Source organism: Aerosakkonema funiforme FACHB-1375, from assembly GCF_014696265.1.
GTDB classification, from domain to species: Bacteria; Cyanobacteriota; Cyanobacteriia; order Cyanobacteriales; family Aerosakkonemataceae; genus Aerosakkonema; species Aerosakkonema funiforme_A.
Window position 1 is genome coordinate 60,268 of record NZ_JACJPW010000006.1, and the last position, 24,826, is coordinate 85,093.

The following is a 24,826-nucleotide window of genomic DNA, read 5'->3' on the forward strand; positions in this document are numbered from 1 at the left end:
GAATTAACTTTACAACAAATTAGCGACGAACAAAAACTCAAACACTTGCAAGCAATTTTTGGAGAATACAATCATGGCGCAGAGGCAGAAAAAATTCCCGTCATCGCTATTCTGGCGGGAGAACACAGCCGTCAGGTAATTAGATTCGGAGAAAAATATCGCTTGCAAGATCCCGAAGGTCTTGTCTCTCGCCTCAAAAACCACGGATTTTCTGCCTCTACCAAACAATTAAAAATTAATTTTTAACCCACCCTTTGCCAAATTTTGATTGTGTTATCCCAACTGCCGCTGGCCATAATCAGTCCGTCAAAACTGATTGCCAAAGAGTTAACCGGGTTGGTATGCTCTTCTATCGTATCGAGCAGTTCTCCAGTAGTCAAATTCCAAATTTTGATCGTTTTATCGCTACTACCGCTAATGATATATTGTCCATCGGGAGTAACGATAACAGAATTAACAGCCCCTGAATGATCGGCAAGAGTGCGAATGATTTGTCCTTTCGCCACATTCCACAGCTTGATTGTTTTGTCCTTACTGGCGCTGACCAAGGTTTTCGCATCCGGGGTAAAAGCAACGGAATGTACTGAGTTCAAATGTCCGTTGAGAGTGCGGAGGAATTCACCCGTAGCATAATTCCACAGCTTGATTTGATTGTCAAGGCCACCTGTGGCTACTATAGGCGTATTGGGAGCGATCGCGAGCGACTGAATCATCCCGGCTGGCCCCAAGAGAGTGCGGACTGGTGCGCCTGTTTGCAATTTCCAAACTTTGACCGTCCTGTCTTCGCTACCGCTAATGAGAGTTTGTCCGTCCGGACTGATGGCGATCGAAGTTACATCCCGATTGTGTTCCGTTAAAGTGTGCAGCTGTTTGCCAGTTTGAATATCCCAAATCTTCACTCTGTCGTCATCGCTGCAACTGACGATAATTTTGCCATCCGGATCGATGGCGAGGGCATTAACTCCCTTGCTATGTCCGGTGAGTGTTTGTCGCAATTCACCAGTTTGCAGATTCCAGATTTTAATTGTATCGTCTAAACTACCGCTCGCCACAAGTTGCTTAAAGGGACCCATCGCCACGCACATCACCCAGGATGAATGTCCCACAAGAGTTTTTACGCATCGCCAATACTTACTGGAAGACTTAGAAACAGCAGACAATCCCGACGCCGGAGTCGCCGCAGTAAAACGTTTAGAAATGGGCGGTTGCGAAAGGGGTGGGCGCGAGGTACTATAATTAGGAGCAATCGGTCTGGAAGTAGGTTGTTTGGAAATTGGCGGCGGTGTAACTTTTGCCGGTTGTTTGGAGATCCCAGGCGACACGGAAGCTTGGGAGGTTGGAGAATTAAGGTCTTTGAGAACTTCATCTGCCGATTGGTAGCGTTGGCTGACCAAATCTTGCAGCATTTTATCCAAAACCTGACTCAAGCGATCGCTTACTACCCTTCCTTTTTTGAGCAAATGTTCTCTCCATATCCAGCGACCGTCCAGAGGATTGTAGAGATTGTCCGGTTTAGTTTGGGTCATCAGAAATATGCAGGTTGCGCCCAAACTGTAGATGTCGCTGGCGGGATAGACTTGACCGTTTCGCAGCTGTTCTAGGGGTGCGTATCCTTCCGTACCGATTCTCGTTCCCGGTTGAGGTGTTTCGCTTTCCGTCATTTGCTTGGCGATGCCGAAATCGATCAGCACTAATTTGCCATCGATGCTGCGGCGAATGATATTCGTGGGCGTGATATCCCGGTGAATTACTTGACGAGAGTGGATAAACTTGAGAATTGGCAGAATATCCAGCAATATTTCCCGAATCTTATCTTCCCCAAACGCTCCTTGTCCTTGCAATTCTTGAAATAAATTTTTGCCTTCGATAAATTGCTGTACCAGATACAGCCTTTTATCATGCTCGAAGTAGGCTAGCAGGGTGGGAATTTGGGGATGTTCTCCCAGTTGGTGCAGTCGCACTGCTTCTTGATTGAAAAGTGCGATCGCTTTTTCTAACGATTTCGTTCCTTGCGCTTGCGGCGAAAATTGTTTAATCACGCAGCTCGTTTGCAGCCTATCTTCATCTACCGCTAGATAGGTTTTGCCAAATCCTCCCTGACCGATCGGTCGGACGACGCGATAGCGATTTCGCAACAGAGGCTCTATTTTTGCCCCGCAACTTTGGCAGAACTTAGTACCTTTAGGATTTAGGGGCTGCTGGCAGCTGGGATTTAAACAACAATTCATAATTAGTTACGGATTAATTGGGGAGAGGCACGCTTCACTTTTATTTTCTTCCTCAATCAGGAGTCTTGCCTGTTGCGTCGCTTTCGCTGGGAGGGTTAGGGATGAAATTGTGCGGCTCTCGTTAGTTAAATTTGATAAACTAAAATCTAACCGAAGGTGCAGGTGATGCGCGATCGCAAACTGCATTCGCTGTTGTTGTTGATTTGATTTTCAGGGAAGCCATATTTTGCCAGAGCGCAGTACGGCAGTTCCCCAGGCAGCTAAATATTCTGTTTGGGCGATCGCTTGCTCTCGATTACCGCCTGTCTGAAGCCTAGCACAACCAGAATATTTGAGAGCGTCAAGAAAAATTCTGCGCCCCCGTGCAGCCAATCCACATTGGCTAAAGACTTTTCATACGCTATTTTGGCGTAAATCCCAGCCGGTATGGTGACCCCCACAAACACCAACGTCATGTAAAAACCGATCAAGGCTAAACGCGGCATTTTTCCGGAACGAGTGATGAACCACAAGAAACCCAAGTAAGGAAACAGAGATAGGGCAAACAGGGCATCTTTGGAAATGTGAAATGTAAACCATGAAGGAGATATCACGATTGCGCCTTCCCTTTTGCAGAACGCCAAATCCACCAACCCGCCGCTAAAAGGGTAAAGTTACCCACCACTGTCATGGTAGCTTGCATGGTGACGAGCCACTCAAACGATGGCGGGTTATCGAAAAAGTGCCAAGTACAGGCACACATAGCGCTGATTAACGCTGGCAGCATGGCGATGGACAAAGCCCACCACGCTCGGTTACCGCTGACTTCACCGTAAGTCCAAATTAACCAGATAGCCGCTATCCACTCGATAACGCTCGAAATATGTATAATCCAGGTCGGTATTGAAAGCGCGTGCACAACGATCTTATAAAACAGACATCCTCAATCATATAACGCTTGTGGCTTTATCTTTTTATTTGTGAATCCGATGTTTGCCAAGACAATATCGCCAGTAGCGATCGCGACTAACTTTCCATCCCATTTTCCTGTCGCGCTACCAAAACAATTTTTTAATATTGGTAGCGCTCAATCCTGGCAAATAGTTAATTCTACTGGATCGGATAATTTAATTTGGGCATAAATTTCTCCTACGCCCTCCTGTTTCAAGTCTTCTATGTAACCTGGCTGTTCTTCTTGAGCTTCTTTTAAACTATCGAAAGGCCCAAAATAGTAGATACAGTATGGATCTTTGGTAATAATCTCCAGCCACCAAAACATTTACTACCTTCCCTTTTTTAAATCGATATTATGGAATCTTTTTGATTTTTCGTCAAAACCTGGGGCTGATTTAAACTTCTATATTTTGCGCTTATAACAAATTAGCGAAAACAGCTTCTAACTCTGCAATTTACCCATTTTTCTACTTCTGCAACTCTGCGAGCTATGAGAAAAACTGATAGTTTTTTGCAGAATGGTTAGAAAAATATGATATCATCTCCACAATTATGCCTCAACTAGAAACGAAAAACTGATAACGAGAATACATTTGAGTAAAAAATTATGGGAAAGATGCGGGCGGTTTTGTGCGGCTACTACGGTAAAGGCAACGGGGGCGACGAAGCCTTATTAGCCTCGCTGCTGCAAATGTTGCCTTCTCACGTAACGCCCGTGGTACTTTCTGGCAACCCAAAACAGACACGGAATCGCTATAAGGTGGAAAGCTGCGATCGCATGGCACCGGCCCAAATTTGGCAAGCTTTACGCCGAGCGGATGTGCTGATTTGGGGCGGAGGCAGTCTCATGCAAGATGCAACCAGCGCCGCCAGCCCGTTTTATTATGGTGGGTTAATGGGATTAGCCCAGCAGCTGGGCTTGAAAACAGTTGCCTGGGCGCAAGGTGTCGGGCCTTTGCAACGCCATCTGACCCGTGCGATCGCCCAGCGTGTGTTTGCCGGTTGCTCGGCAGTGAGCGTGCGCGATCGAGCTTCAGCCGCTTTACTATTAAATTGGCAAATTCCCTGTTGGCTGGCTCCCGATCCAGTATGGGCGCTGGATGCTATACCCGTGAAAGGTCTTTGGGATTTACCTGCACCCAGAGTGGCGGTGACGTTGCGATCGCATCCTCAGCTAACTCCTGCCCGACTCGATAGCTTAACTCGTGCTTTGGTTAACTTTCAAAAGGCAACTCAAACTTGTATTTTGTTAGTGCCGTTTCAGAAATCTCAAGATTTGGCGATCGCTCAATCAATTCAATCGCAAATGTCTGATGCCAGTCATATTATTAGTTTGGAAGATCCCAGGCAATTGAAAGGCTTGTTTCGGGGCGTGGAAATGGCGATCGGGATGCGCTTGCACAGTTTAATTATGGCAGCAGCAGAAGAATGTCGTTGTTTTGCGCTCAGCTACGACCCTAAAGTCAGTCAATTGATGGCCGAATTGGAAATGCCTGGTTGGGATTTAGATCGCATCCCGGATGACCCAAATTTAATTTGTCAAAGTTGGTTGGAATGTTACGCTAATGGCGATGCTTTATCGCCCGCTCGCATTCAATCTTTGGTAGACCGATCGCTGATTCATCGCGATTTGTTACATCAAGCTTTAAGTGAGGGGTTAGGGGATAGGGGTTAGGGGAAGACAAAAGTCAAAAGTCGAAAGCGTCGGTTGGCCTTTTTGATAAGTAAATACTATTATTTATTTGTATTTAGATTTATAGTTTAAATTTGTGTTGCGATCGTTCAGAGCAAAGGCAACCAAATAATTGCGATAAATTCTCATTTATCCGACGAAATCGCGGCACTTGACAGATTGGGCAAAAATTTGCTAAAAAAATAACTAATGATATGTTGCCCAGATTGTAAGCATAAGCACGAAAAAGCGATCGAACGAGCAGCGCAGTTTTGGTAGAAAAGCTAGGAATACTGGGCAATAGAACCAAAAGAAATTTTTCGGGGTGCAGACAAAGAAGCAGTAAATATCGAAGGCTGGGGGCAGAGTCAAAGCACGAGTTTTTTTCAGTCAGACAAGCTACCTAGAAAAGAGATATTTACAAAATTGTCTAATTATGTTAAAGAAGATTGGTTGCCGCGCCAAAGGCTGCACTGCGGTAGAGACATAAAAGATCAAAACAAAAACTGCCGATATGAGGTAGGCTAATGACAACGAGGCGACCAGTACGCGAATTAGCATCCCTAACTCTCAGCAAGCAACAGCGATGAGTGAAGCCCAAAACGATAACGGCAAAGCCCTACCCGATTCCACCGCAGGGATCGACACATCAGAAGAAACGATCGTCGATTTGGCAGAATTGGCCGATGAAACTGAATCGGACGATCGGCCAGAAAAATTGCAAACAGAATACAGAGTGCCAACTCCTGAGTTAGAACCCGAAGATATCAGGACGGTTTTGGAAGATATCGTGGATAGCGATCGCGAAATAGCCGAAGCCCTAGCTTGGCAATCGGATGCAGATGTGCTGGAACTGGTCGCCTTAAGCGAAGCGCTGCGAGAGCAAAATACCGAGCTGATCGAACATACAGAAGAACTGGAAAATCTGCTGGACGAATGCCACAATGCTTTACAGGCGCAGATCGAACGCACCCAAGTCGCAGAAACCAAACTTGTAGAACAAACCAACCAGCTCAAAGTAACGCAAGAACAATTAACGCGCCTGTTTCGGGAGTTGGAGAGTTCCCATCAAGTTGCCCAACGTCAGCAGATATTGATCGAAACGCTCAACGACCAGCTGCAAAGTTCTCAAGAACGGGTGGCGCAATTAGAACGGCAATGCGCTCTCACGCAGCAACGCTACAACGAACAGTCGCAACTGCTGATGCAAAGGGAAACAGCTTGTCGGGAATTGCAAGACCGTCTGCAAAGGCAACAACGCTATACCCTGCAATTCAAAGCAGCGTTGGATAAGTGTCTCGATATGCCTGGGATTAAGGAATTTTCTGGCAGTACGAGTAGCCCTGCGCTGCCTGCTGTAGCGGAAAGCAATCACGAAAATACTTTGGAATTTCAGCGACTGGTGCTAAAACCGCAACCGATCCAACCTTGGTCGGCAGAATTGGAATCGGACGATCGCGATATTGCTGCTGAAGATACGGAACTCGGATATCTGACAACCCACCCAGGCGCGAGGGCAGAATTACCCAGCGCGGATATTATATCGTCGATCGCAGATGAAGAAGAAATAGATATAGATACAGAGGAAGAAACTATAATCAACCCCTTCTTTAGTGCTGCCGAATCGAATCTGAGTTTGGCATCAAATTTACCGACATCACCTGCAAGCGATTCTACCCTGGATATCAACAAAACGGAAGTAGAACTTTGGCAGGAATTGGAACGGCTGACTCAAGATACGGTGTTGCCGGAAAATGCTGCTTTGGCAGGCGATCGAGTCGCACCGGAAGCATATGCAAATTATATCCCACCGTTGCACGATGCGATCGCTTCTGGGTCGGAGAGTGGCGAAGATGGGCCGAAACAGGAAGAAGAATCGATCGCAAAAGCAGCAACATCCGATTCCTCTATTACACCTGCTGTACCTGCCCTTGCTGGTAATGAATCGATCGCGCAGGCTCCTAACTGGCCTTCCCCTGTAGTATACCCGCAGCGCCATCCTAAGAAAATTAAATCATTAGCGGCGATCGATCTTCCCAGTTTTCCGCGCATTAAGAAAGCGTAGTTCCCACCCCCAACCCCTACCCGTCTATGGGGAGGGGCTTTGGCAAGAAATTTGTTCAAAAAAACTTTTGATACGTTATTCCATCAAGAGCATCTTCATAATAACGCGGCATGATGTATGCAGCTTGATAACCAGCGGCTTCATAGAAGCTTCGTCCTTTAGCATTTAAAACTGGTGTGTCAACATAGATACCTCGTGCCTTTTTGATGAGTGCAAAAGCTTCTGCTCTCTCTGCCAATGCTGTTGCTATACCTTGTCTGTGATAGATTGGATCGACTGCCAATCCTTGAATTTGAGCGAGTTGATTCCAAACATGGAATTGCACATAGATGAATCCTACCATTATATCCCTGTGAATAGCAAGGTATGCGCCATAGATTTCGGAATTCTGAGAAAAAACGTCAGCGTTGTATTCGCTGGCAGTAATGTATTGCTCTGCCCAGCCTATATGTTCGAGAATCCTACGAATTGCCGGACGATGTTCGTTTGAGTAATCGACAATTGAAACTCTACTTTTCATGGCGTTGCCGAATTAAAATCCGATTCATTAAGGGGCTATAAAAAAACAATAAATTTTGAGTTTTGACTAGCAATTTTATATTTTAGATTTGGGATTTTGGATTAAAAGAATTTTTGGATTCATGCCCCGCCCATAAGGGGCGGAACAAATCTAAAATCCCTTTCTCTAAAATTTCCAAGCTGCGTCAAGAAAGTGGGTGCAGTCAATCCAAAATCCAAAATCCAAAATCCAAAATCGGTTGACTTTTATAGCCCCGATCCCCCTCATTGCCAGTCATCCCCAATCATTTTTCTTTGTCGAATGGGTGCAAACAAACCAAGGGCAAAACCCAAAACGATCGCGACGGCAAAACGATTTTCAGGTAGGAGGAAAAGTCCCAGCAATCCCAACAGCGCTGCCACGAAGGACGCTCTTTTAATCCGCTCAATTAACTGACTGTATTTAGGTACTGGTTGCTCTTCCAGCGCTTTTAAAGTAATTTCAGCGCTATCGAGTTCGGCGATAATTGTCTGAATTTGCTTACCCGTCTCCCGTTCGATGCGTGCGATCGCTTCCCGATCTGCTTTGATGGGAGAAACTGACAACCGCAACAGAGATTCTTTTAACGGGATGCTGGATATCATTTCGGGACTATCTTTGCCATTCATTTGTGCTAAAGTTGGGAACGAAGAAAAAGAACAAAACAGATTTCTTGCTTAATTTTTCATTGTTAATTGCTCACTTCGTCGCGAATTTTGATATGCTGAAATACGAAAACTGCGAAGTTTCGATCGCCCCATGCCCGCAGTAAAGGCGTAACTTTGGCTAAGCAACCACAACCACAAGCTAGGAAAGCTTTTTTCTAACCAAGGCTGTTGCTGCGCCAACCAGTTTGGCAACCAACCGCCCAGCAACCAACCGCATAAAGCGCCCAAGGTAAAGTCGAGGTAACTTCCCAACCAACGCAACATATCTTTGACACCTGCTAGTTCCCATATCCACAGCAGCAAAGCTGGATTGATCCTAGCGGCTTTGAGAGCGAGCTTATTAAAAGTCAGCCAGTCTGTCTTATCTTTAATAAATTTCTCCGCCACATCTTTAGGTTCGGCTGCCAAAATACCAAAAAAGGTATTCAACATAGCATTAATTCGCTGCGGTGGCAAGTGCCTTCCGGTAGGAACCATCATGCCTTTAGAAAATAACCAAGTCACGGAAATATTGCTTTGATAAGCGCGAATTTGGTTCAAATGCTTTGCGCTTAAAAGGTCGTGTTTGAGAGCTGTATCCAAAAGATGAGTTAAACGCCCCAGATTGCGAACTAAAGAACCAAAACCGGTGAAGACGAGGGGAGATTGCAGAGAGGCGGCGTCACCGATCGCAATTAATCGATCGAACGCGACAGTGCGATCGCGACTTCCCACGCTAAAATGTCCCGGTATATAACCGAACGTCGGCTTTTTCCAAACCAACTTATCCATATCGCAGCGGCGATACTCCGGTAATATGGTGAAAAAGTCTTCGTACATCTCCAACAACGAACCGGGATTTTTGGCATTCACCTCATGATAGTGAAACAAATAAATGGTGAGATCGTCGCCTTCCGCTGGAAATAATTCCCAAATTAACTGACGCCCTCGCGAAATATCCCCGTGACTGTAAAGCACATCGCCATAGTCTGCATCCCACACACCCGGCTCAAATCCGCTCAATACAGCTCCTACCGTAGGACAAACGCTGTCAAAAGCGCGACCGCCGTTGAGCTGCCAAGCTATGGGTGAAGCAGTTCCCATCGCATCCACTAGCAGACGCCCGCTGGCTTGTTTCTCAGTCCCTGTCGGTAAGTGTTTCACAGACACGACAACTTGCTTCTCTGCGATATCTGCCCTGATAAACTCAGTTTCATCCCAAATATCACCCCCAGCCGCTCTTAACTTTTCTCCACACACCCGCAGCAGTTTTTCCGCATCCAAACCGACATTTAATACTGTTGGCGTATGCAGTACGGGCGCTTTTAAGTGCGGGGGATTGTTAGCGTCGAAGAATTTGCTGAAACCGTCAACATACTCCCGCGCAATTAAATTTTCAAACTCCGCTTGCGTAAATAAACCCAAATCGATCGCAGTTTGAAACTCATTGCGAGAAATATTCCATTCCCGATTCATCCGTCCAAAAGGCAACCGTTCCAGCAGCAGCACCCGGTAGCCCAATTGCGCCATCACCGCCGCATGAATAACTCCCAAAGCTCCACCCACATAAATCAGATCGTAAGTTGGTGAAGAAGAAGCATTCTCCCCCTCTCCCGCTCTCCCGCTCTGGGAAAACACAACTTGCTTTGGCTGCTGGGGATTGCGAACGCCTTCGCGCCAACGTTGCTCCCACCAGTAAACGCGGTTAAGATCGTATTCCCCGTTAGGCATTTTTTGGAAATAGCGAACTGTTTGGGGGTAATAGGGGGCTAGCACATCAAAAATCGATCGCTCAGACAGATCGATCGCTGGTGGTTCTGGATATTTGTGCGGAAACTCGATTTCGATCTGTGTAATTAGCCGTTGCAAGATTTGCTTTTCTCTGGGGACTGGCTTATTTGCCCACCGGAAGACCTTTAAATACGTCGTTCGCTGCACCGACCAGACGAAAGCGCAAAGCTCAGAGGTTTCTGGAATTGTTGTAACATAGCTTGTAGTATTTGGAAATCTGAGGCGAAAGCCATCGGGGGCGGACGCTTTTTCGCCCCAGCCTGGGTCAAATACGTCTTGTAACCAAGCACGGACGGCTGTCGTATCCGGGGTGGGAACTTCCAAGTATAGAATTTCTTTCATTTTGGAGATAAGTGTGTTGGTTAAGTACTTAAAAAGATGGAGTTGACAAAGGCTGAAAATACGGTAAACTTCCGGATACTCAACAATGTCTTAAAAAACTTTACAATTTTCTCATTTTTCTGAAGCTAGTATATACCTCTGTAAATTCGCCATGAATTATGCCATTCCAGCCAGCCCTCAAGAAGTGGTGGCTTTAAAGCAAAAACCTGTAGATGAAGAAATTGTTGCGGCGGCGATCGCGGGTGTGATTATGATTTCCCGCTCCCAAGGCAAATCCTTAGACGAGTTAACTGCCGAAGTGCTGGCGGATGACAGGCTTCTGGATCTGTCGCAACGGCGTTGGCTGAGCGATGTTGTTGCCCAAGCCTGGGAAAAGTTATCTTAAACCTAAAAAATCCGATTTAATCATGCCGATTAACTTCCTGCGCGACCTGGCAAAGCGAATCATCCCAGCTTGGCGGCAGCACGTAACTCCCAAGCTGCTGCCACTCATCTCCACCATACCGATTGGAGGGCTGATGGTGGCGGCTTTGTCGCTGTGGGGATTTGCGGAGATCGCAGACGAAGTTTTGGAGAAGGAAACGGACAAATTAGACACATCGATTTTGCTGACTATCAGGGAGCTGCATACGCCCCTGCTAGATCGAATTATGCTGGGCATCACGTTTCTGGGCGAGCCGGAAGTGTTGCTTATGTTATGTATTTTAGCGATTGTGGCGCTGCTGATTCTCAATCGCACAGCCCAAACAACAATGCTGGCGATCGCAGGTTTCGGTGCGATCGGTTTAAATTATTTGCTCAAAGACTTATTTGCTCGTACCAGACCGGCTTTGTGGGAACGCATCCTGGATGTCACCTCCTACAGCTTCCCCAGCGGACACGCCATGATTTCTCTGGTAGTTTACGGCGCGATCGGCTATTTGCTCGCCAGTCAATTCAAACCCCATTCGCGATTGATTTTTAGCTTGACAATTTTTGTAATAAGTGCTATAGGTTTTAGCCGTCTTTATCTGGGCGTTCACTGGCCTACGGATGTGGTGGCTGGATATGCGGCGGGGGTAGTATGGTTGCTGGCGTGTATGCTCAGTCTAGAAGTGTGGCAACGACGGAAGTCAGTTAGCGTTTCCGCTTCAGAAAAGTAGGCGCAGCAAAACTCTCGTAACTAAACGTGAGGCTCGAATTTCTTCAAAACTTTCAGAATCAGCCAAGATAAGGCAGCGCCAATTAAGCTCAGCTGCCACAATCCGCAACCGGCAGCAATTCCCAGCGCCGCCGTCACCCAAATAGCGGCAGCAGAAGTAAGTCCGCGAATTTCAGCCAAACCTGAGTCCGGCTGAGAACTGCGTAAGATTTCTCCCCCACCCAAAAAACCAATGCCAGTAGCAACTCCCTGAATCACGCGAGCGATCGAATCAGCTTCGTTTTGGGCTGTACTGAGTTGGATAGGTATCAAAACAAATAGGGCAGAACCGAAACTGACTAATATATGCGTTCTCAAGCCGGCTGGTTTGTGGCGCTGTTGGCGTTCCCAACCGATAATTGCCCCAACAAGTAGAGCGAGACTTAGCCTCAAGATGAGAGTAAGCCAATGATCTGGAGGAAAAGAGAGATTGTTTGTCACTCAATTTTGGATGCTTTTGATTGGCTAGGCAATGAAGTAAAAGCAAAAGGCAAAAGTAAAAAGTGAATATTTCATTTTTTTGACTTTTGACTTTTGACTTTTGACTTTTGACTACTTATCCTCCAGCGGATAAAACTCTCTAGTATCTGCTGAGTATTCCCAGGCAATTCCTTCCGGATCTCTGCTGCGACTCCACTCGGAAAAGTCCGGATCGTCTCTGCGTTTGAAAACCGTGCTGGAATGAACGTCGAGTCGTCTGGCAAGTTCGGATTGGATCAGAGATTGCAGAATTCTGTGTTTTTTGGGAATCGGTTCTGTCGATTTGCCCTCGTAAGGCAGTTCGGGCTCCTCTGGGAGGTTGAGCGGTGCTGCTGGTGGTTCCGGCGCTGGGGCTGGAGAGGGCTCCTCTGGGGGTTTGAGCGGTGCTGCTGGTGGTTCCGGCGCTGGGGCTGGAGAGGGCTCCTCTGGGAGTTTGAGCAGTGCTGCTGGTGGTTCCGGCGCTGGGGCTGGAGAGGTCTCCTCTGGGAGTTTGAGCAGTGCTGCTGGTGGTTCCTCCTGCTGTTCTATTGGTGGTGACTGGGGTATTTCCTTCACCTCAGTGACTGGCGTCGGCTCCTTCTGAAACTCTGCTAGCAGTGGCAAAGATTCTCGAACATCATCGGTAAATGATTCGTTCTCCAGTTGAGGGCTGGGGGTGCTGTCGTCAAATATACCCCCCAGAGTTTTGGCGGTAATAAAGAAATACGCCGTGCCCTTATCTTCTATATCTCGAATCTGGGCACCGAATTCCTCAGCTTTAAAATCTAAATACTGCTTGGCTGAAGCCCCAGAGAGATTGGCCTTGATTGACAAGTCCAGTGGGGTAAGGCACCCTCGGTTTTCTTGAATGAGCTCGTGAAAGAGCGGGTCAAGTTGCTGGCTCCATTTTTGCCATTGATAGCGCTGCCAAACACTGTAAGTTCCGCCCAAGGCTACCAGCGCTAGCAGCACTGGCCAAGCTTTGAACAAAATCACAATTGCCAGCGCGATGGGAAGGATGAGGATGAGAACGCCTCTGGCGCTGTTATCTACTGCTTTTCCAGCCATCTAATTTGCGGCGTTTCCCTCTCATTACAACCGCTATTGTTTAACGGGAGAAGAAACGCCGCCCTCCGAGTAAGGTTTACACTTTTGGATTGACTTTGGACTTGATAATCTTTGCGCTGTCGTCAGCACTACTGGTGAATCTTTTCTGATTGACGGGAAACGGCTCAAATCGATTAACCAGTGGTTCAATAAACGGTTGGATCACCTGAAACACCATAAAGACAAGCAGGAAATCAATTGCCTCACTAAGCAAGAAGCGTGGCTTTCTTATCGCCGCTCGAATCAGGTCAAAGATTACCTGAATAAAACAGCCCGTGACATTATTAATTTCTGTGTTCAACGTCAGATCGGGACGGTAGTTGTGGGATACAACTCGACTCTCAAGCAAGCAGTCAATATGGGTACCCGCAACAATCAAAACTTTACCCAGATTCCGATCTTTACCCTGAAAGACAAGCTGAAAAGCCTCTGCGAACGGATGGGAATTAACTACGTTGAGCAGGAAGAAAGTTATACTTCCAAAGCCAGTTTTCTTGATGGCGATCGCCTGCCTGCTTACAATGCCGATAACCCCGTGTCCGCTAAATTTAGCGGCAAGCGGGTCAAGCGAGGATTGTACAAGACAAGGGATGGTCATCCGATCGACGCTGATTGTAATGGCGCAGCTAACATCTTGCGAAAAAGTAAGCACAAAACTGATTTCAGTCGAGTGTCTAGGGTCTGCTTGACACAGCCAGTAAGGGTGAAAATCCTTCCCGATTCTCCCGTCACAGCGTCAGCTTGACGGTGAGAGTATGTCAAGGCAAATCGATCTTAATCTTTGCAAAAATTGGGATCGATTATTTGCCCAGTTTAAAATTGCGGCTTGCGATCGCGCCATTAGCCCCAAGTAACGGCACTGCCAGTGTGGGCTGAAGCAATATTTGTACAACACCGGTGAGGACGCCGCAAATCAAATAAAATGCCAAATATCGGCCATGTCCCAGCAAGCCCTCTACCTTTTGCCCAAACACCCACAGAAAGATCGCGTTGGCCAAAATCTGACTGAAGCTGCCGTGCAGAAATATTGCCGATAACAGGGACGTGGAGAATACTACCGCTGCTACTGTTGCGGCTGGGTTACCGCTAGCAATATCTGCGATCGCGGTAGTAATTCGCACAGGCATAATACCGAAACTTTTGACAGCATTAGCCAGTTCCCCTGTAAGCGCCAGTTTGATTTCCAAAGGAAAATCGCGACATTGAAACCGATGAGCAAGTAATTGACGATCGGCTTGCTGCGACTGGGAATGTTATCGCCAAGGGGAATCATTTGATAGCTAGGGGCTATAGTCTAGGGGAAGAAGGGGCTATAGGTGTTTTAGGAATTAAGAACGCCTTCATCGCCAAGGCGGCTGCTATAATTCCAGTAGCATCGCAGTTGATATGATCTAGTAAGATTTATAGTTTTTTATTTAACATCGGCATACTCCAAATTGCTCGCGCTAGGTTCAAGCGCCATTAAATCGTTCATATCTCTTTGAATTAAGTTGCATATATCGTCTAAAGGGATATCGTTTGAATCCTGACCGAACGGATCTTCTATTTCTATTCCTATTTCTTCAATACCAAACAATGTATAACTTATCAAAATCACAGAGGGGGCAGTTAACCAGCCAAAATCGGGAACCATTTTAAATGGTAAGGCCAAACAATATATTAACAACAATTGTTTTAGGTGAATTCCATACGCCAGCGGCAGAGGTGTTGTGAGGATACGATTGCAACCTATTACAGATTCTATCATACCGTTCATCAAAAAATTTATTGCATTCAGCTGAGATCTTTCCAGACAGTTCCTCATAAACAGTTTTTGTAAATCGTCCCCGATCCAATAAGCAATCTGCAAGGCACTATTATTGACAATTTTGAGATGTTCGTATCTTTCGGCTGACATTAGCGGTTCCAACTCGCTGTTTATATCCTGTTGGCGCAAATGCAACTTTGCAGCTATTGCAAAAGCAGCTAATAAGCGCAATATCGTTTTTTTTGCTTCTCTATCTATTGGTTCTTTTTCTTCAACCAATACCCAAACTTGCCGCCCTATGTTGAGAATGGTAGTTGCTATACTTGCCCAATATTTACGACCTTCCCAGAATCGATCGTAAGCTGTATTTGTTCGGAACACTAATAACAAACCCAAAACAACGCTGGGAACAACGATGTCCAATTCTTTCCAATAATTCGGAATATGTTCGTGAGGTAATAAAGAAATAACAAATGCAAAAATACCGCAGATCGTTATGCGAGGTAAAATATTTGGTATAACTGACTTTTGAAATTCTAAAGCTACTCCAAACCAAGATTTTTTTTCCCCTGTAATAATCATGTACACTCCTAATTATTTGCAAATCAATTTATTTTGATGACTCTTTGGTACTGCGTAAGCCGATCGCGCCAATTTATTTATTGGCTGAAATGTTTATTGGATAAAGCATTCGTCTTTCCGATAGCCCACGATCGCTTGCCCAAATAACAGGATTTTCCACCACAAGTATGCTAAATCTCTGAATTTCAGCTTTTCCCATATTTTTCGGTAAATCTGTCAACCTAAATATCGTTTATAAATAGCCAGTGCCAATTAGCTATTTATTTCATTGGAAGCGCTCGAATAAAGCAGCCAGAATAGTGTTAGAAAACAAGAATCCTTCCGGGTCAGTTAAATGTAAATGCCCGCAATTGGGTAAATCTTGGCGATCGTAAAGATCGACTGTTTTGCCATCTATATCGACAAATTGTACCCAACCTTGCCGATGGTAAGGCTGCAAACACTTCCACATTTCCTCCAAGGTTTTTTCACCAAACTGGCGAGTTAAGGCTGACAGGTTCAACCCTTCGGCTAAGCGTAAGCCTAACATCAAAGTTTCTAACAGAATATCACCAGTTAAGGCTGGCTGACAATCGATCGCACATCCAGATGTTACCCATTCATAATATTCGCGTCTTGTGCGCCCTCTTGTAAACCGCTGTCCGCTTAGATAACTTGCCGCACCCATACCAAAACCGTAAAAAGGGCGATTTTCCCAGTAAACTCGATTGTGGCGACATTGATGTCCGGATTGGGCATAATTAGAAATTTCATAATGCCCATACCCAGCACTCGTCAGCGCTTTTTGAGCTAACTTGTACATTTGAACAGTCATATCGTCGCTAGGCAAAGGCTGGCAACCTGGTTTATACTGACGCCCAAAGGCAGTCCCCGACTCAACGATCAGATCGTAAACAGAGATATGTGTGGGAAAAATACTAATTGCCGTTTCCAAGGAATTTTGCCACTGTTCTAATGTTTGATGAGGTAGCCCAGAAATTAAATCTATACTGAATTCTGGAAAACCGACTTTTCCGATTAATTCAATCGCTACAAAAATATCAGTAACGGTGTGGGATCTCCCCGCATATTTTAACAGTTCATCCTGAAAAGCTTGCACTCCCAAACTGAGCCGATTTACCCCGGTATTTCGATATCCCTTTAAGTTTGCCAAATCAAAAGTGCCTGGGTCAACTTCCATTGAAATTTCCGCATTGGCAGCAATGCCAAATTGTTTTTCCAGTACTGCCAATATGTGAGCGAGTTGTTCTACAGATAGTAAAGAAGGAGTACCGCCACCAAAAAAAACTGTTTCTAGAGGTTTTCCCAATGCTGTTGAAATTTCTATTTCTCGACACAGCATTTCCACATATTCCACAATTGTGCCAGAGTTATCGCCACGTCCTTTATCTCCAACTATAGAAACGGCGAAATCGCAGTAATAGCAGCGCCGCCGACAAAAAGGAATGTGAATATATGCGGATGTGGGGATGTCGAAATCTGCGATTTGCCATTTTGTTAGAGATTCTAGCTCAGTCCTCATGGTAGTTTTCATAGTATCTAATAGTGCTGTTAAAGCAGGTCTGATTTTTTTCAGTTTAGATCTTTGTTTGCGATCGAGTTTGGGGGACACCTTCTCGGCCAACCCAGGTTTGGGGTTTGGGGACTGGTAATTCCTTATGTAGCAAGCATTTGGATAATTAATAAGCTTAACTTATAACCAGAAGCGGAGTGCATCTGAATTGGCGAAGCTGAGGCATCGCCTTTAGCTCCTCAATGGCATAATTTAATCCCAAATTTACAGTAAAACGCAGGCATAGGGGTGCAATCCTTAACTACTTCATTAAAAGTTGTAAATTAAATCAATTAAATTTGTAAAAATAACGCGGAAAAGTTGAGAGTATAGGGTTTTTGGAAAACTAATAGGGAAGAGAGACAGGCAGAACATAAAAGATATAATAGAACGGTACAAATCTCAAATGCTGAACTTGATTTTAATCGTTCTTTAATCCCCAAGGGGATGAAGACTCGCATCCTACTCAGCTTAAAACAATGCTAGACGCAATCATTATTCTTTCATTCATTGCAGCGGGGGCTGGGATCGGCTTCTATTTCATTGACTTGTTACCAGACTGGGCGCTGGCGCAAGTGACCAATCTGCAAGGTTTGCGATCGGTTACTGCCGGATTTGGCGCTGTCGGTGGCATCGCAGTGGGACTATTCGTTCAGACTGCTTATCGCCGTTTAGAACGAAAAGTCCGGGAAATGCCGGTAGAAGTTCTCCTGACTCGTGCAGTTGGCTTAGTGCTGGGGCTGCTAATCGCTAACTTGATGCTGGCACCGATTTTTTTACTGCCCATTCCTACGGATTTTTCGTTTATTAAACCATTAGCTGCCGTTTTGGGGAGCGTGATGTTTGCCTTTTCTGGCATAACTCTTGCGGATACTCACGGACGAGCTTTTTTGCGGCTGATCAATCCTCACACGGTCGAAACGCTGTTGGTGGCGGAAGGTACTCTCAAGCCTGCCGCTACCAAGATTTTAGATACCAGTTGCATTATTGACGGTCGCATTGAAGAATTGCTGGGCACCGGTTTTATAGAAGGTCAAATTCTAGTGCCTCAGTTTGTGTTGCGGGAATTACAGCAAGTCGCCGATGCTTCAAACGATCAAAAGCGAGTGCGGGGGCGTCGAGGTTTAGAGATCCTGAACCGGATGAAGACGAGTTACTCAGAGCGGATTGTGATTCACTCTGCTGACTACGAAGATGTTCCCACGGTGGATGCTAAGTTAGTGCGTTTGGCGCAGGAAATTAATGGCACTCTACTGAGTAACGATTACAACCTCAGTAAAGTGGCTAGCTTGCAGAAAGTACCGGTATTGAATATCAATGACATAGCGCAAGCGATTCGTCCTTCTTATCTGCCCGGTGACAACCTAGACATCAAAATTCTCAAGGAGGGCAAGGAACCCAGTCAAGGAGTTGGCTACCTGGATGACGGCACATTGGTTGTGGTGGAAGAAGGCAGCAGATATGTGGGCAGCGAATTGCGGGTGATTGTCACTTCTGCTTTGCAAACTTCTGCTGGTAGGATGATTTTTGCCCGCCCCCAGGCCGTTGATGTCATCAGTCATTAGTTAGCCTAGAAGTGCGAGGCCCTAACCTCAGTTTTTTCGGTAGCGATCGACCGATGACTCTTGACCGATGACTGATGCAGGATGAACAATGGCTGAGAAATTAGGAGTCGCTCTGCAAAATGGTTTTGGAGACGATGCGGGTTTTCTTGCGATCGGCTTCCGAAAGTTGTTCCCCCGATTGCAGGCGGGTGGCATTGGTTTGCAGCACTGTGGCGGCACTTTTGTCTCCCATTTGCAGTGCGGTTTTAGCAGCAGTTTGCAGCATGGTGGCTGCACCAGCCCGATCGCCTTGTTGCAATTTTGTCTCTGCAATTTGCGTTTGTCGATACTTCGCTAACGCCAAAATCGATTTTTGCACTTTTGGGTTGAAATTGGCTTGGTAAACGGCCAAGAAGTTGGCATCCACTGAGACGATCTCGGAAAGTAAACCTTCCTTACCCTGTCCCGGATCGTCGTAGCGAACTTGCAAGTTAACTACAGTTTGCCGCCCCTCTGGCATCTGACCGATGTAGAGGTTGGCTAGGATAATCCGCTCTTGTTGCTTCATCAAGTCACCCAAGCGGACGACAAATCTGTCACCTTCCTGCTGTACGGGCAATTCGATCGTATCCGGAGCAACTTGAGCTACGGGTTTGAGTTCTGCAAACCGCACCTTGGGCATGAGTTGGAACAGCAGATAAGCATTGGTCAATCCCACGGATTGAATGCGGTTGAATAGGCGACCGAACTCTTCCACGACTCGATCGGCTCTTTCTATATAAGATAAGGTGCCACCACCGGCATCGGCAATTTTTTCTAAGATATCTTGGTTCCAGTGAACGCCGAATCCCAAAGTATTCACCGTCAGTTTGTAACCGGCAGCTAGTTCGGCCAATTTCAGGCATTTTTCGTTGTTGCCGTGTTCGTTTTCGCCGTCAGTCAGTAGAAATGCCTGGGAGATCGTATCTCTTTTGCCTTTGGCCATTTCCTCAATGCCCAAGCGCAGTCCTTCATCAATGGCAGTACCGCCGTCAGCTTTGAGTTGGTTAATTTGCCTTTTGATACCTGCTGGGTCTTCGATCGCTTGATTGGGGATGAGAACTTTGGCCCGGTGATCGAAGGCGATTACAGAAAGGCGATCGCCCTCTTTGAGTCGATCGACCAAGCGGGAGGCTGCTTGTTTCACCGTTTCCAGGGGACGCCCGCTCATCGAACCGCTACGATCTAAAATCAGACACAAGTTTAGGGGTACATTTTCTACTATTTCGCCTGGGTTAGCAAAAACGGAAATCTCCAGCTGACGCTGACTCGTCAGTTGAGTCGCATCCAGATTGACATCATTCAATATAGGCTGTAAAACAACTTTCATCATCAAAGCTCCTATATACGTAAATAGTAATGTTATTTACCACACGGCAAAACACTGCCGTTACGCACTTAAAACAAGCATAGGCCAATCACCAGGAGAATGAGACATCAAAAGTCTTACCTTGCTCAGCACTCAGCACGGATGAGGTGTTGGTATCACTACTGGATGTGCCGCAACGACGTACCCAGAGCGCGTTACCATGAAAAAACACTCTTCCTTATTTGGGCGATAACCCGACCTATGGACTCACCTATCAAGGCTGTTCAAGCTCCGTACTATGGAGATGCCTTCTACAGAACACCTCCTCCAGATTTACCTTCCTTAATGTTAAAGGAACGAATTGTCTATCTGGGACTGCCGCTATTTTCTTCAGACGAGATCAAAGCTCAAGTAGGTGTAGACGTAACCGAGTTAATCATTGCCCAACTGCTGTTTTTGCAATACGATGACCCGGAAAAGCCGATCTCGATCTACATCAATTCTACGGGTACTGCTTGGTATGGCGGCGATGCTATAGGCTTTGAAACCGAAGCTTTTGCGATCTGCGATACCCTCAATTACATTAAGCCTCCAGTTCATACCATCTGTATCGGTCAAGCGATGGGTACGGCGGCAATGATTTTATCCGCAGGTACGAAAGGGTACAGGGCCAGTTTACCTAATGCGACGATCGTACTGCACCAAGCTCGCACTCGCGCCAGAGGTCAAGCCACAGATATTCAAATTCAGGCAAAGGAAGTCTTGGCGAACAAGACGGCGATCGTTGATATTTTCTCTCGCAATACAGGTCAACCGCCAGAGAAGATCTCTAAAGATATGGATCGGATGTTCTATATGACTCCTCAGCAAGCCAAAGAATACGGTTTGATCGATCGGGTTTTGGAAAGTCCTAAAGATCTTCCTCAACCAGTGCCCGCTCTTCGCGGTTGAAGTCCTATTATTCACTACAAGGAAGAAAGTTTTATGCCGATTGGTATCCCTAGAGTACCCTACCGATTCCCTGGCGAACCTTTTACCCAGTGGATTAATATCTACGAACGTCTTGCTTTGGAAAGGATTGTTTTTTTAAGTGGAGAAGTCACTGATGGTATGGCTAATGCCATTATCGCCAGACTGCTCTATATGGATTCCGACGACCAAAGTAAGGATATTTATATCTACATCAATTCTCCCGGTGGTTCGGTGACGGCGGGTTTGGCTATCTACGATACCATGCAGCACGTTAAGTCGCCGATCGTCACTATTTGCGTGGGTTTGGCTGCTTCGATGGGGTCTTTTCTACTCGCTGCTGGGACGAAGGGGAAACGCTTGGCGCTACCCCACTCCCGGATTATGATTCACCAACCTTCTGGCGGTACGCGGGGTCAAGCTACCGATATTGAGATCGAGGCGAGAGAAATTCTGCGGATTCGCCGTCAGTTGAATGATATCTACGCTCAGAAGACTGGTCAGCCTCTGCAAAAGATCGAGAAAGATATGGATCGCGACTTTTTTATGTCTGCTCAGGAAGCCAAGGAATATGGCTTGATCGATAAAGTAATTGAGGAGCGATCGGCTGAAACTAGAACCCCGGTAGTTGCATAACTTTAAGGGAGAGGGTTAGGGAAAGGGTTAAAAAAATTTGGGGAATTTGCCCTTTTCCTTTATCTTTCTCCAGGAAAGCTGGTTGCCTTTGCTATTATCGGGATTAAGTTGAATGCTTAATTAGATGAACCTGGCGGATTGCTATCGATTACTGGGGTTGGAGTCTGGAGCCTCAATGGCTGAAATTAAGGCGTCTTACCGTCGTTTGGCACGCCGCTATCATCCGGATGTCAACCCGACGGATAAGCAAGCGAAGGATAAGTTTATTGCTATTACTGAAGCTTACCAATTCCTCCTTGGTGTTGTGAAGGAGACGGGTATTTCGCAAGTATCGAGTCAACCCCAAACGCCACCTGCTGCTTCTGAGTCGGTTAATGTGTCTTCGTCACCACCAAAAACGAAGGTAACTCGTAAGGAAAAGCCTCAAGAAGAGGAACCTCAGCTATCGGAAACGGAAAAGCAACTAAAATGGCAATCTTACGATCAGTTGGAGCTGCTGTTGAAGGCGCAAAGGTTTCCGCGTGCGATCGCTCTTGTCGAAGGTTTGGCCCAACGCTTGCCGCAAGATCCGGAAGTGCGCCAGTGGCAGGCAATTACTTATCAACGCTGGGGTCGTCATTTAGTCACTCAGGGAGAATTGGATAAAGCGAGAATTTATTTAAAAAAAGCTTTACGCACAGACCCGCACAATCGTTCTCTGTGGTCTGAAGTGGAAAGAGATTTTCGGCGGATCGAGCAGGTTTATTAAATATTGTAGTGTAGAAACCGGGTTTCTTGAAGAAACCCGGTTTCTCTTTAGGTTTATTAATAGCTCAGAAACCCGGTTTCTGGAAGAAACCGGGTTTCTTTATCCACTATTTTTTCTCTGGGAAGTGCGCCCAGGTGGTGTCGGGGCCGGTATAGCTCTTGGATTTGACCAGATTGTAGGAGTAATGCAGGTTTTCCCCTGTCATATCGGTTCTGTAGCCGGAAGCAAAGTACTCGCCGTAGGGATCGTTAACAAAGAATCCCGTTTCGTCATAACCGCGTAGAACAATTATATGTCCTGCGCCTGTTAATCGACCTGAGTAAATGACGGGATTTCCGTTGGCTAGGTGCGCTTTGACTTCATTCCAAGTTGCTTCTGTTTTGAAGACATCGTACATATCGTATTCCAGGAAAACTCTCACCAGATGATCGTGAACGTGACGATCCCATCCATTACGTTTGATCAGTTCAAACAATTCGTCTTCTAGCTGCTTATTGCGACGGGCTGGTCTAATCCCATAGTAGTACAAACACATGGCAACGCTGGTGACGTTGCAGGTTCCCTGCGGTGCGTATCTGTTATTGAGTTGGCTGAAGTAGGGAACAGCTAAACGTACTTCTTGGGGCAGTTTGTCATTGGGGCCGAATTTACCGATGCGTTTAATACCATCGTCGCCAATAACTTCTATGTGTTCTTGGTAAGCGACCCAAGTGTTTCTGCTTTTGAGGAAAGTTTTTTCTAAAGAGAATCGCACATGACTTCCGATGTCTTTATAGGAACTGATGTCGAATACTCTACCAGAGTCAACATCTACTTTTTGAGCTTCGGGTAGTTCGATCGCCTGTACGGGGGATTGTTTGAATACAGTATCTTTAATAACTTTAAGTTTCATGACTGTCTAGCCAAATCATCTATTTACCGATCCCAAAGTTTGGCTAGTCCATCAGGAAAAATGCGAAATTTTAGGGTGAGTTTTTAGTCGAACACTAACCGCGTCAACGAAAAAGTTTCCTGGTGGTTATGATGGCGGTCTTTATTTTGTCTTTCGCTGAATTAATTTTTGTTTTAAATCGGATCGCCCGGTTTTTTGGGATAAGTGTAACTGTATAAATACTTTGTTCAGCTATGACTAGATCCGTAAATTTACGGCGATTTGGCTGGAAATTAAATAAGTATATGCGGGAGCGGATCGCAATTAAATGTAACGGCTTTTCCGGATGGGGAATGGAAAGTGCGATCGCAAAATAGTAGGATGGGCAATACCCACCCCACTCGCTCACAGTTTTGAGCTAGTTAGAGAGGCCATTTGGCGAGCTTCTACTACTTTTGGACTGATTTCTGGTAACGGTGGACGCAGGCAAAGATACAGCAGTGGCCCAAATAAGGGAAATTCATCGATACTGGGTTTACGCAAAAAGCTAAGGATGAAGCATTAATTGGATTTATTTTCGCACAAAAATAAAGGTTTATGTTGGTTAAATTAAATGTGCGATCGCCGACCGCTATTGCTTATTTATTTCAGTCATAGTTGCTATAATGGAATCATACCTTTAGGAAACAGCTATGACTAGCACACCAAATAACGAACCAACACTAGCAGATGTAATCGAAAAGTTGGATAAGCTATCGAATGATGTAGAAAAGTTCAATGACCGTTTTACTAACTACCAGCAAGCAACTCAATGGGTGGTTCAACTTGCTTTTACTTTGATTGCTAGTGCTACTATTACAGTGATTATTACGGCAGTTCTGCGGAAGTAGTGAAAAAGTAGGCGATCGCGTAGAGGCGTGGGTGTGCGAGCGAGCATAGATTGCCGATGTTACGAGTGTATTAATAAGCGCGATTCTTGCTTTACCATACCGTTCATTGCGGCTTGCTGCAATGTCATAAAAGCGTTTAAATCTTGCATACTATATTTAGTTTTTAATAGCTGTCGCAGTTGCTCTTCTGCTTCCACACTGAGATAACCAGTGGCAAGAGCTTTTTGCACAATTTCACGAATGCGAACCATGATTAACCTAACCTCCGGTAAAATTATAGTTTGAGTATTATTGCATGACAATTGATTCCCAAATCCGCTCGCTGACTTACTGGCGATCGACCGAGCGATCGCACTTTGACTTGTCAGTAGAATCTAGCGGCAATTCACATCTTTACAAAATTGTCAAATAAGTTTCGGTTGGACTGATGGGTAACGGCTTTAAAGTTTGATTTTTCAAATTGATTTCTAATCCCAAAGCTTCTAGAGGAATCACTCCCAGAAGCGGATCTCTTCCTCCGGGTAGTTCCCAACACTCGAAGGTTCCTTCTCGATCGAACATAGATATGGTGGCATCTCGGAAAATTCGGGCTTTACCAATTCCCATTGCCGTTGCTACGTCTACTTCTTTCTGTAGTTTTAGTCCCAGTTTGGCGATCGCTTCTGGCGGTAAACACAAGGTAGTTGCTCCTGTATCTACTAACACATTTTTGAGCGTTATAGACCGAATTTGTTCTGGTGGAATTGTCCCATCTTCCGCCCGAATTTGGTCGGCGCGATTAACGATTGTCAGAGTTGCAAAAACTTTTCCCATTTCTGTGTTGCTTTTAATTTGCATATTTGTCTCCTACTGAATATTCGGAGTTTTTCTTTCTATTTATAATAGAAATTTAAGTATTTGTTGAATAATAAACTTATCTGTTTATTCGTCCGACGCATCGCAAAAATTAGGTTGGCGAATTGCTTCTTGACTATCTT

General features: G+C 45.7%; 28 protein-coding genes. 11 read left to right on the top strand and 17 right to left on the bottom strand.

Features of this window, described 5'->3' with window-relative positions:
- Positions 1 to 242: 242 nt before the first annotated feature.
- The 4 genes from H6G03_RS03715 to H6G03_RS03730 form a co-directional block, all read right to left on the bottom strand.
- Positions 243 to 2,228 carry a protein kinase domain-containing protein gene (locus tag H6G03_RS03715; protein ID WP_190462198.1) on the bottom strand — a complete coding sequence of 662 codons (1,986 nt, stop codon included), beginning with the start codon at positions 2,226 to 2,228 and terminating at the stop codon, positions 243 to 245.
- 260 nt (positions 2,229 to 2,488) lie between these two features.
- Positions 2,489 to 2,791 (bottom strand): DUF3593 domain-containing protein, encoded by a 303-nt coding sequence (locus H6G03_RS03720; protein WP_190462326.1) that lies wholly within the window; start codon positions 2,789 to 2,791, stop codon positions 2,489 to 2,491.
- Positions 2,792 to 2,817: 26 nt separating this feature from the next.
- Entirely contained in the window at positions 2,818 to 3,126 is a 309-nt protein-coding gene (locus H6G03_RS03725) for a DUF2499 domain-containing protein (protein WP_190462199.1), read from the bottom strand.
- A gap of 168 nt (positions 3,127 to 3,294) precedes the next feature.
- The gene (locus H6G03_RS03730; RefSeq protein WP_190462201.1) at positions 3,295 to 3,486 is read right to left on the bottom strand and encodes a DUF1816 domain-containing protein; all 192 of its coding nucleotides are present in this window, start codon (positions 3,484 to 3,486) and stop codon (positions 3,295 to 3,297) included.
- Between the two features lie 282 nt (positions 3,487 to 3,768).
- Here H6G03_RS03730 and csaB point away from each other — a divergent pair, with 282 nt between their 5' ends.
- A complete protein-coding gene (csaB, locus tag H6G03_RS03735) occupies positions 3,769 to 4,836 on the top strand; it encodes a polysaccharide pyruvyl transferase CsaB (RefSeq protein WP_190462204.1) in 1,068 nt (355 codons plus the stop codon).
- A 583-nt stretch (positions 4,837 to 5,419) separates the two neighbouring features.
- On the top strand, positions 5,420 to 6,898 hold the full coding sequence (locus H6G03_RS03740) for a hypothetical protein (protein ID WP_190462206.1): 1,479 nt from the start codon (positions 5,420 to 5,422) through the stop codon (positions 6,896 to 6,898).
- A 55-nt stretch (positions 6,899 to 6,953) separates the two neighbouring features.
- Here H6G03_RS03740 and H6G03_RS03745 read toward each other — a convergent pair whose 3' ends face one another.
- The 3 genes from H6G03_RS03745 to H6G03_RS03755 form a co-directional block, all read right to left on the bottom strand.
- On the bottom strand, positions 6,954 to 7,418 hold the full coding sequence (locus H6G03_RS03745; protein WP_190462208.1) for a GNAT family N-acetyltransferase: 465 nt from the start codon (positions 7,416 to 7,418) through the stop codon (positions 6,954 to 6,956).
- A 263-nt stretch (positions 7,419 to 7,681) separates the two neighbouring features.
- The gene (locus H6G03_RS03750) at positions 7,682 to 8,065 is read right to left on the bottom strand and encodes a hypothetical protein (protein WP_190462210.1); all 384 of its coding nucleotides are present in this window, start codon (positions 8,063 to 8,065) and stop codon (positions 7,682 to 7,684) included.
- A 48-nt stretch (positions 8,066 to 8,113) separates the two neighbouring features.
- Entirely contained in the window at positions 8,114 to 10,216 is a 2,103-nt protein-coding gene (locus tag H6G03_RS03755; RefSeq protein ID WP_190462212.1) for an NAD(P)/FAD-dependent oxidoreductase, read from the bottom strand.
- 151 nt (positions 10,217 to 10,367) lie between these two features.
- On the opposite strand from H6G03_RS03755, the gene H6G03_RS03760 reads away from it, so the two are divergent.
- Both H6G03_RS03760 and H6G03_RS03765 read left to right on the top strand, forming a co-directional pair.
- Complete coding sequence (locus tag H6G03_RS03760; RefSeq protein WP_190462213.1) at positions 10,368 to 10,601, top strand: hypothetical protein; 234 nt, start codon at positions 10,368 to 10,370, stop codon at positions 10,599 to 10,601.
- A gap of 133 nt (positions 10,602 to 10,734) precedes the next feature.
- Entirely contained in the window at positions 10,735 to 11,358 is a 624-nt protein-coding gene (locus H6G03_RS03765) for a phosphatase PAP2 family protein (RefSeq protein ID WP_456057557.1), read from the top strand.
- A gap of 20 nt (positions 11,359 to 11,378) precedes the next feature.
- Here the strand turns inward: H6G03_RS03765 and H6G03_RS03770 are convergent, their stop codons facing one another.
- Positions 11,379 to 11,837, bottom strand: a complete 459-nt coding sequence (locus tag H6G03_RS03770; protein WP_190462218.1) for an MgtC/SapB family protein — start codon at positions 11,835 to 11,837, stop codon at positions 11,379 to 11,381.
- Between the two features lie 111 nt (positions 11,838 to 11,948).
- On the bottom strand, positions 11,949 to 12,923 hold the full coding sequence (locus H6G03_RS03775; RefSeq protein ID WP_190462220.1) for a hypothetical protein: 975 nt from the start codon (positions 12,921 to 12,923) through the stop codon (positions 11,949 to 11,951).
- An 88-nt stretch (positions 12,924 to 13,011) separates the two neighbouring features.
- On the opposite strand from H6G03_RS03775, the gene H6G03_RS03780 reads away from it, so the two are divergent.
- Positions 13,012 to 13,707, top strand: a complete 696-nt coding sequence (locus H6G03_RS03780; RefSeq protein WP_322111847.1) for a transposase — start codon at positions 13,012 to 13,014, stop codon at positions 13,705 to 13,707.
- Between the two features lie 55 nt (positions 13,708 to 13,762).
- Here H6G03_RS03780 and H6G03_RS03785 read toward each other — a convergent pair whose 3' ends face one another.
- From H6G03_RS03785 to hemW, 3 genes are all read right to left on the bottom strand, one after another.
- The gene (locus H6G03_RS03785; RefSeq protein ID WP_190462222.1) at positions 13,763 to 14,149 is read right to left on the bottom strand and encodes a rhomboid family intramembrane serine protease; all 387 of its coding nucleotides are present in this window, start codon (positions 14,147 to 14,149) and stop codon (positions 13,763 to 13,765) included.
- A 224-nt stretch (positions 14,150 to 14,373) separates the two neighbouring features.
- Positions 14,374 to 15,291 (bottom strand): bestrophin family protein, encoded by a 918-nt coding sequence (locus H6G03_RS03790; RefSeq protein ID WP_199315116.1) that lies wholly within the window; start codon positions 15,289 to 15,291, stop codon positions 14,374 to 14,376.
- A gap of 265 nt (positions 15,292 to 15,556) precedes the next feature.
- Positions 15,557 to 16,813: a radical SAM family heme chaperone HemW gene (gene hemW, locus H6G03_RS03795; RefSeq protein ID WP_190462331.1), complete on the bottom strand. Its 1,257-nt coding sequence runs from the start codon at positions 16,811 to 16,813 to the stop codon at positions 15,557 to 15,559.
- 509 nt (positions 16,814 to 17,322) lie between these two features.
- On the opposite strand from hemW, the gene H6G03_RS03800 reads away from it, so the two are divergent.
- The gene (locus H6G03_RS03800; RefSeq protein ID WP_190462225.1) at positions 17,323 to 18,408 is read left to right on the top strand and encodes a PIN/TRAM domain-containing protein; all 1,086 of its coding nucleotides are present in this window, start codon (positions 17,323 to 17,325) and stop codon (positions 18,406 to 18,408) included.
- A 100-nt stretch (positions 18,409 to 18,508) separates the two neighbouring features.
- Here the strand turns inward: H6G03_RS03800 and H6G03_RS03805 are convergent, their stop codons facing one another.
- Positions 18,509 to 19,756, bottom strand: coding sequence for a vWA domain-containing protein (locus H6G03_RS03805; protein ID WP_190462333.1), 1,248 nt, complete (start codon positions 19,754 to 19,756; stop codon positions 18,509 to 18,511).
- A gap of 240 nt (positions 19,757 to 19,996) precedes the next feature.
- Between H6G03_RS03805 and H6G03_RS03810 the strand changes: the two genes are divergently transcribed.
- From H6G03_RS03810 to H6G03_RS03820, 3 genes are all read left to right on the top strand, one after another.
- A complete protein-coding gene (locus tag H6G03_RS03810; RefSeq protein WP_190462227.1) occupies positions 19,997 to 20,686 on the top strand; it encodes an ATP-dependent Clp protease proteolytic subunit in 690 nt (229 codons plus the stop codon).
- Positions 20,687 to 20,719: 33 nt separating this feature from the next.
- Complete coding sequence (locus H6G03_RS03815; RefSeq protein ID WP_190462229.1) at positions 20,720 to 21,340, top strand: ATP-dependent Clp protease proteolytic subunit; 621 nt, start codon at positions 20,720 to 20,722, stop codon at positions 21,338 to 21,340.
- A 124-nt stretch (positions 21,341 to 21,464) separates the two neighbouring features.
- Positions 21,465 to 22,088: a J domain-containing protein gene (locus H6G03_RS03820; protein WP_190462231.1), complete on the top strand. Its 624-nt coding sequence runs from the start codon at positions 21,465 to 21,467 to the stop codon at positions 22,086 to 22,088.
- Positions 22,089 to 22,194: 106 nt separating this feature from the next.
- On the opposite strand, the gene H6G03_RS03825 is transcribed toward H6G03_RS03820, so the two are convergent.
- Positions 22,195 to 22,980: a C39 family peptidase gene (locus H6G03_RS03825; RefSeq protein WP_190462233.1), complete on the bottom strand. Its 786-nt coding sequence runs from the start codon at positions 22,978 to 22,980 to the stop codon at positions 22,195 to 22,197.
- Between the two features lie 233 nt (positions 22,981 to 23,213).
- Between H6G03_RS03825 and H6G03_RS38670 the strand changes: the two genes are divergently transcribed.
- Positions 23,214 to 23,336, top strand: coding sequence for a hypothetical protein (locus H6G03_RS38670; RefSeq protein WP_255512175.1), 123 nt, complete (start codon positions 23,214 to 23,216; stop codon positions 23,334 to 23,336).
- Positions 23,337 to 23,364: 28 nt separating this feature from the next.
- Here H6G03_RS38670 and H6G03_RS37500 read toward each other — a convergent pair whose 3' ends face one another.
- A complete protein-coding gene (locus H6G03_RS37500) occupies positions 23,365 to 23,502 on the bottom strand; it encodes a hypothetical protein (protein WP_206756605.1) in 138 nt (45 codons plus the stop codon).
- Positions 23,503 to 23,651: 149 nt separating this feature from the next.
- Between H6G03_RS37500 and H6G03_RS03830 the strand changes: the two genes are divergently transcribed.
- Positions 23,652 to 23,849 (top strand): hypothetical protein, encoded by a 198-nt coding sequence (locus H6G03_RS03830; protein WP_190462235.1) that lies wholly within the window; start codon positions 23,652 to 23,654, stop codon positions 23,847 to 23,849.
- Between the two features lie 59 nt (positions 23,850 to 23,908).
- Here H6G03_RS03830 and H6G03_RS03835 read toward each other — a convergent pair whose 3' ends face one another.
- The gene (locus tag H6G03_RS03835) at positions 23,909 to 24,100 is read right to left on the bottom strand and encodes a hypothetical protein (protein ID WP_190462237.1); all 192 of its coding nucleotides are present in this window, start codon (positions 24,098 to 24,100) and stop codon (positions 23,909 to 23,911) included.
- A 142-nt stretch (positions 24,101 to 24,242) separates the two neighbouring features.
- Positions 24,243 to 24,686: an aspartyl protease family protein gene (locus tag H6G03_RS03840; protein ID WP_190462239.1), complete on the bottom strand. Its 444-nt coding sequence runs from the start codon at positions 24,684 to 24,686 to the stop codon at positions 24,243 to 24,245.
- Between the last annotated feature and the right edge of the window lie 140 nt (positions 24,687 to 24,826).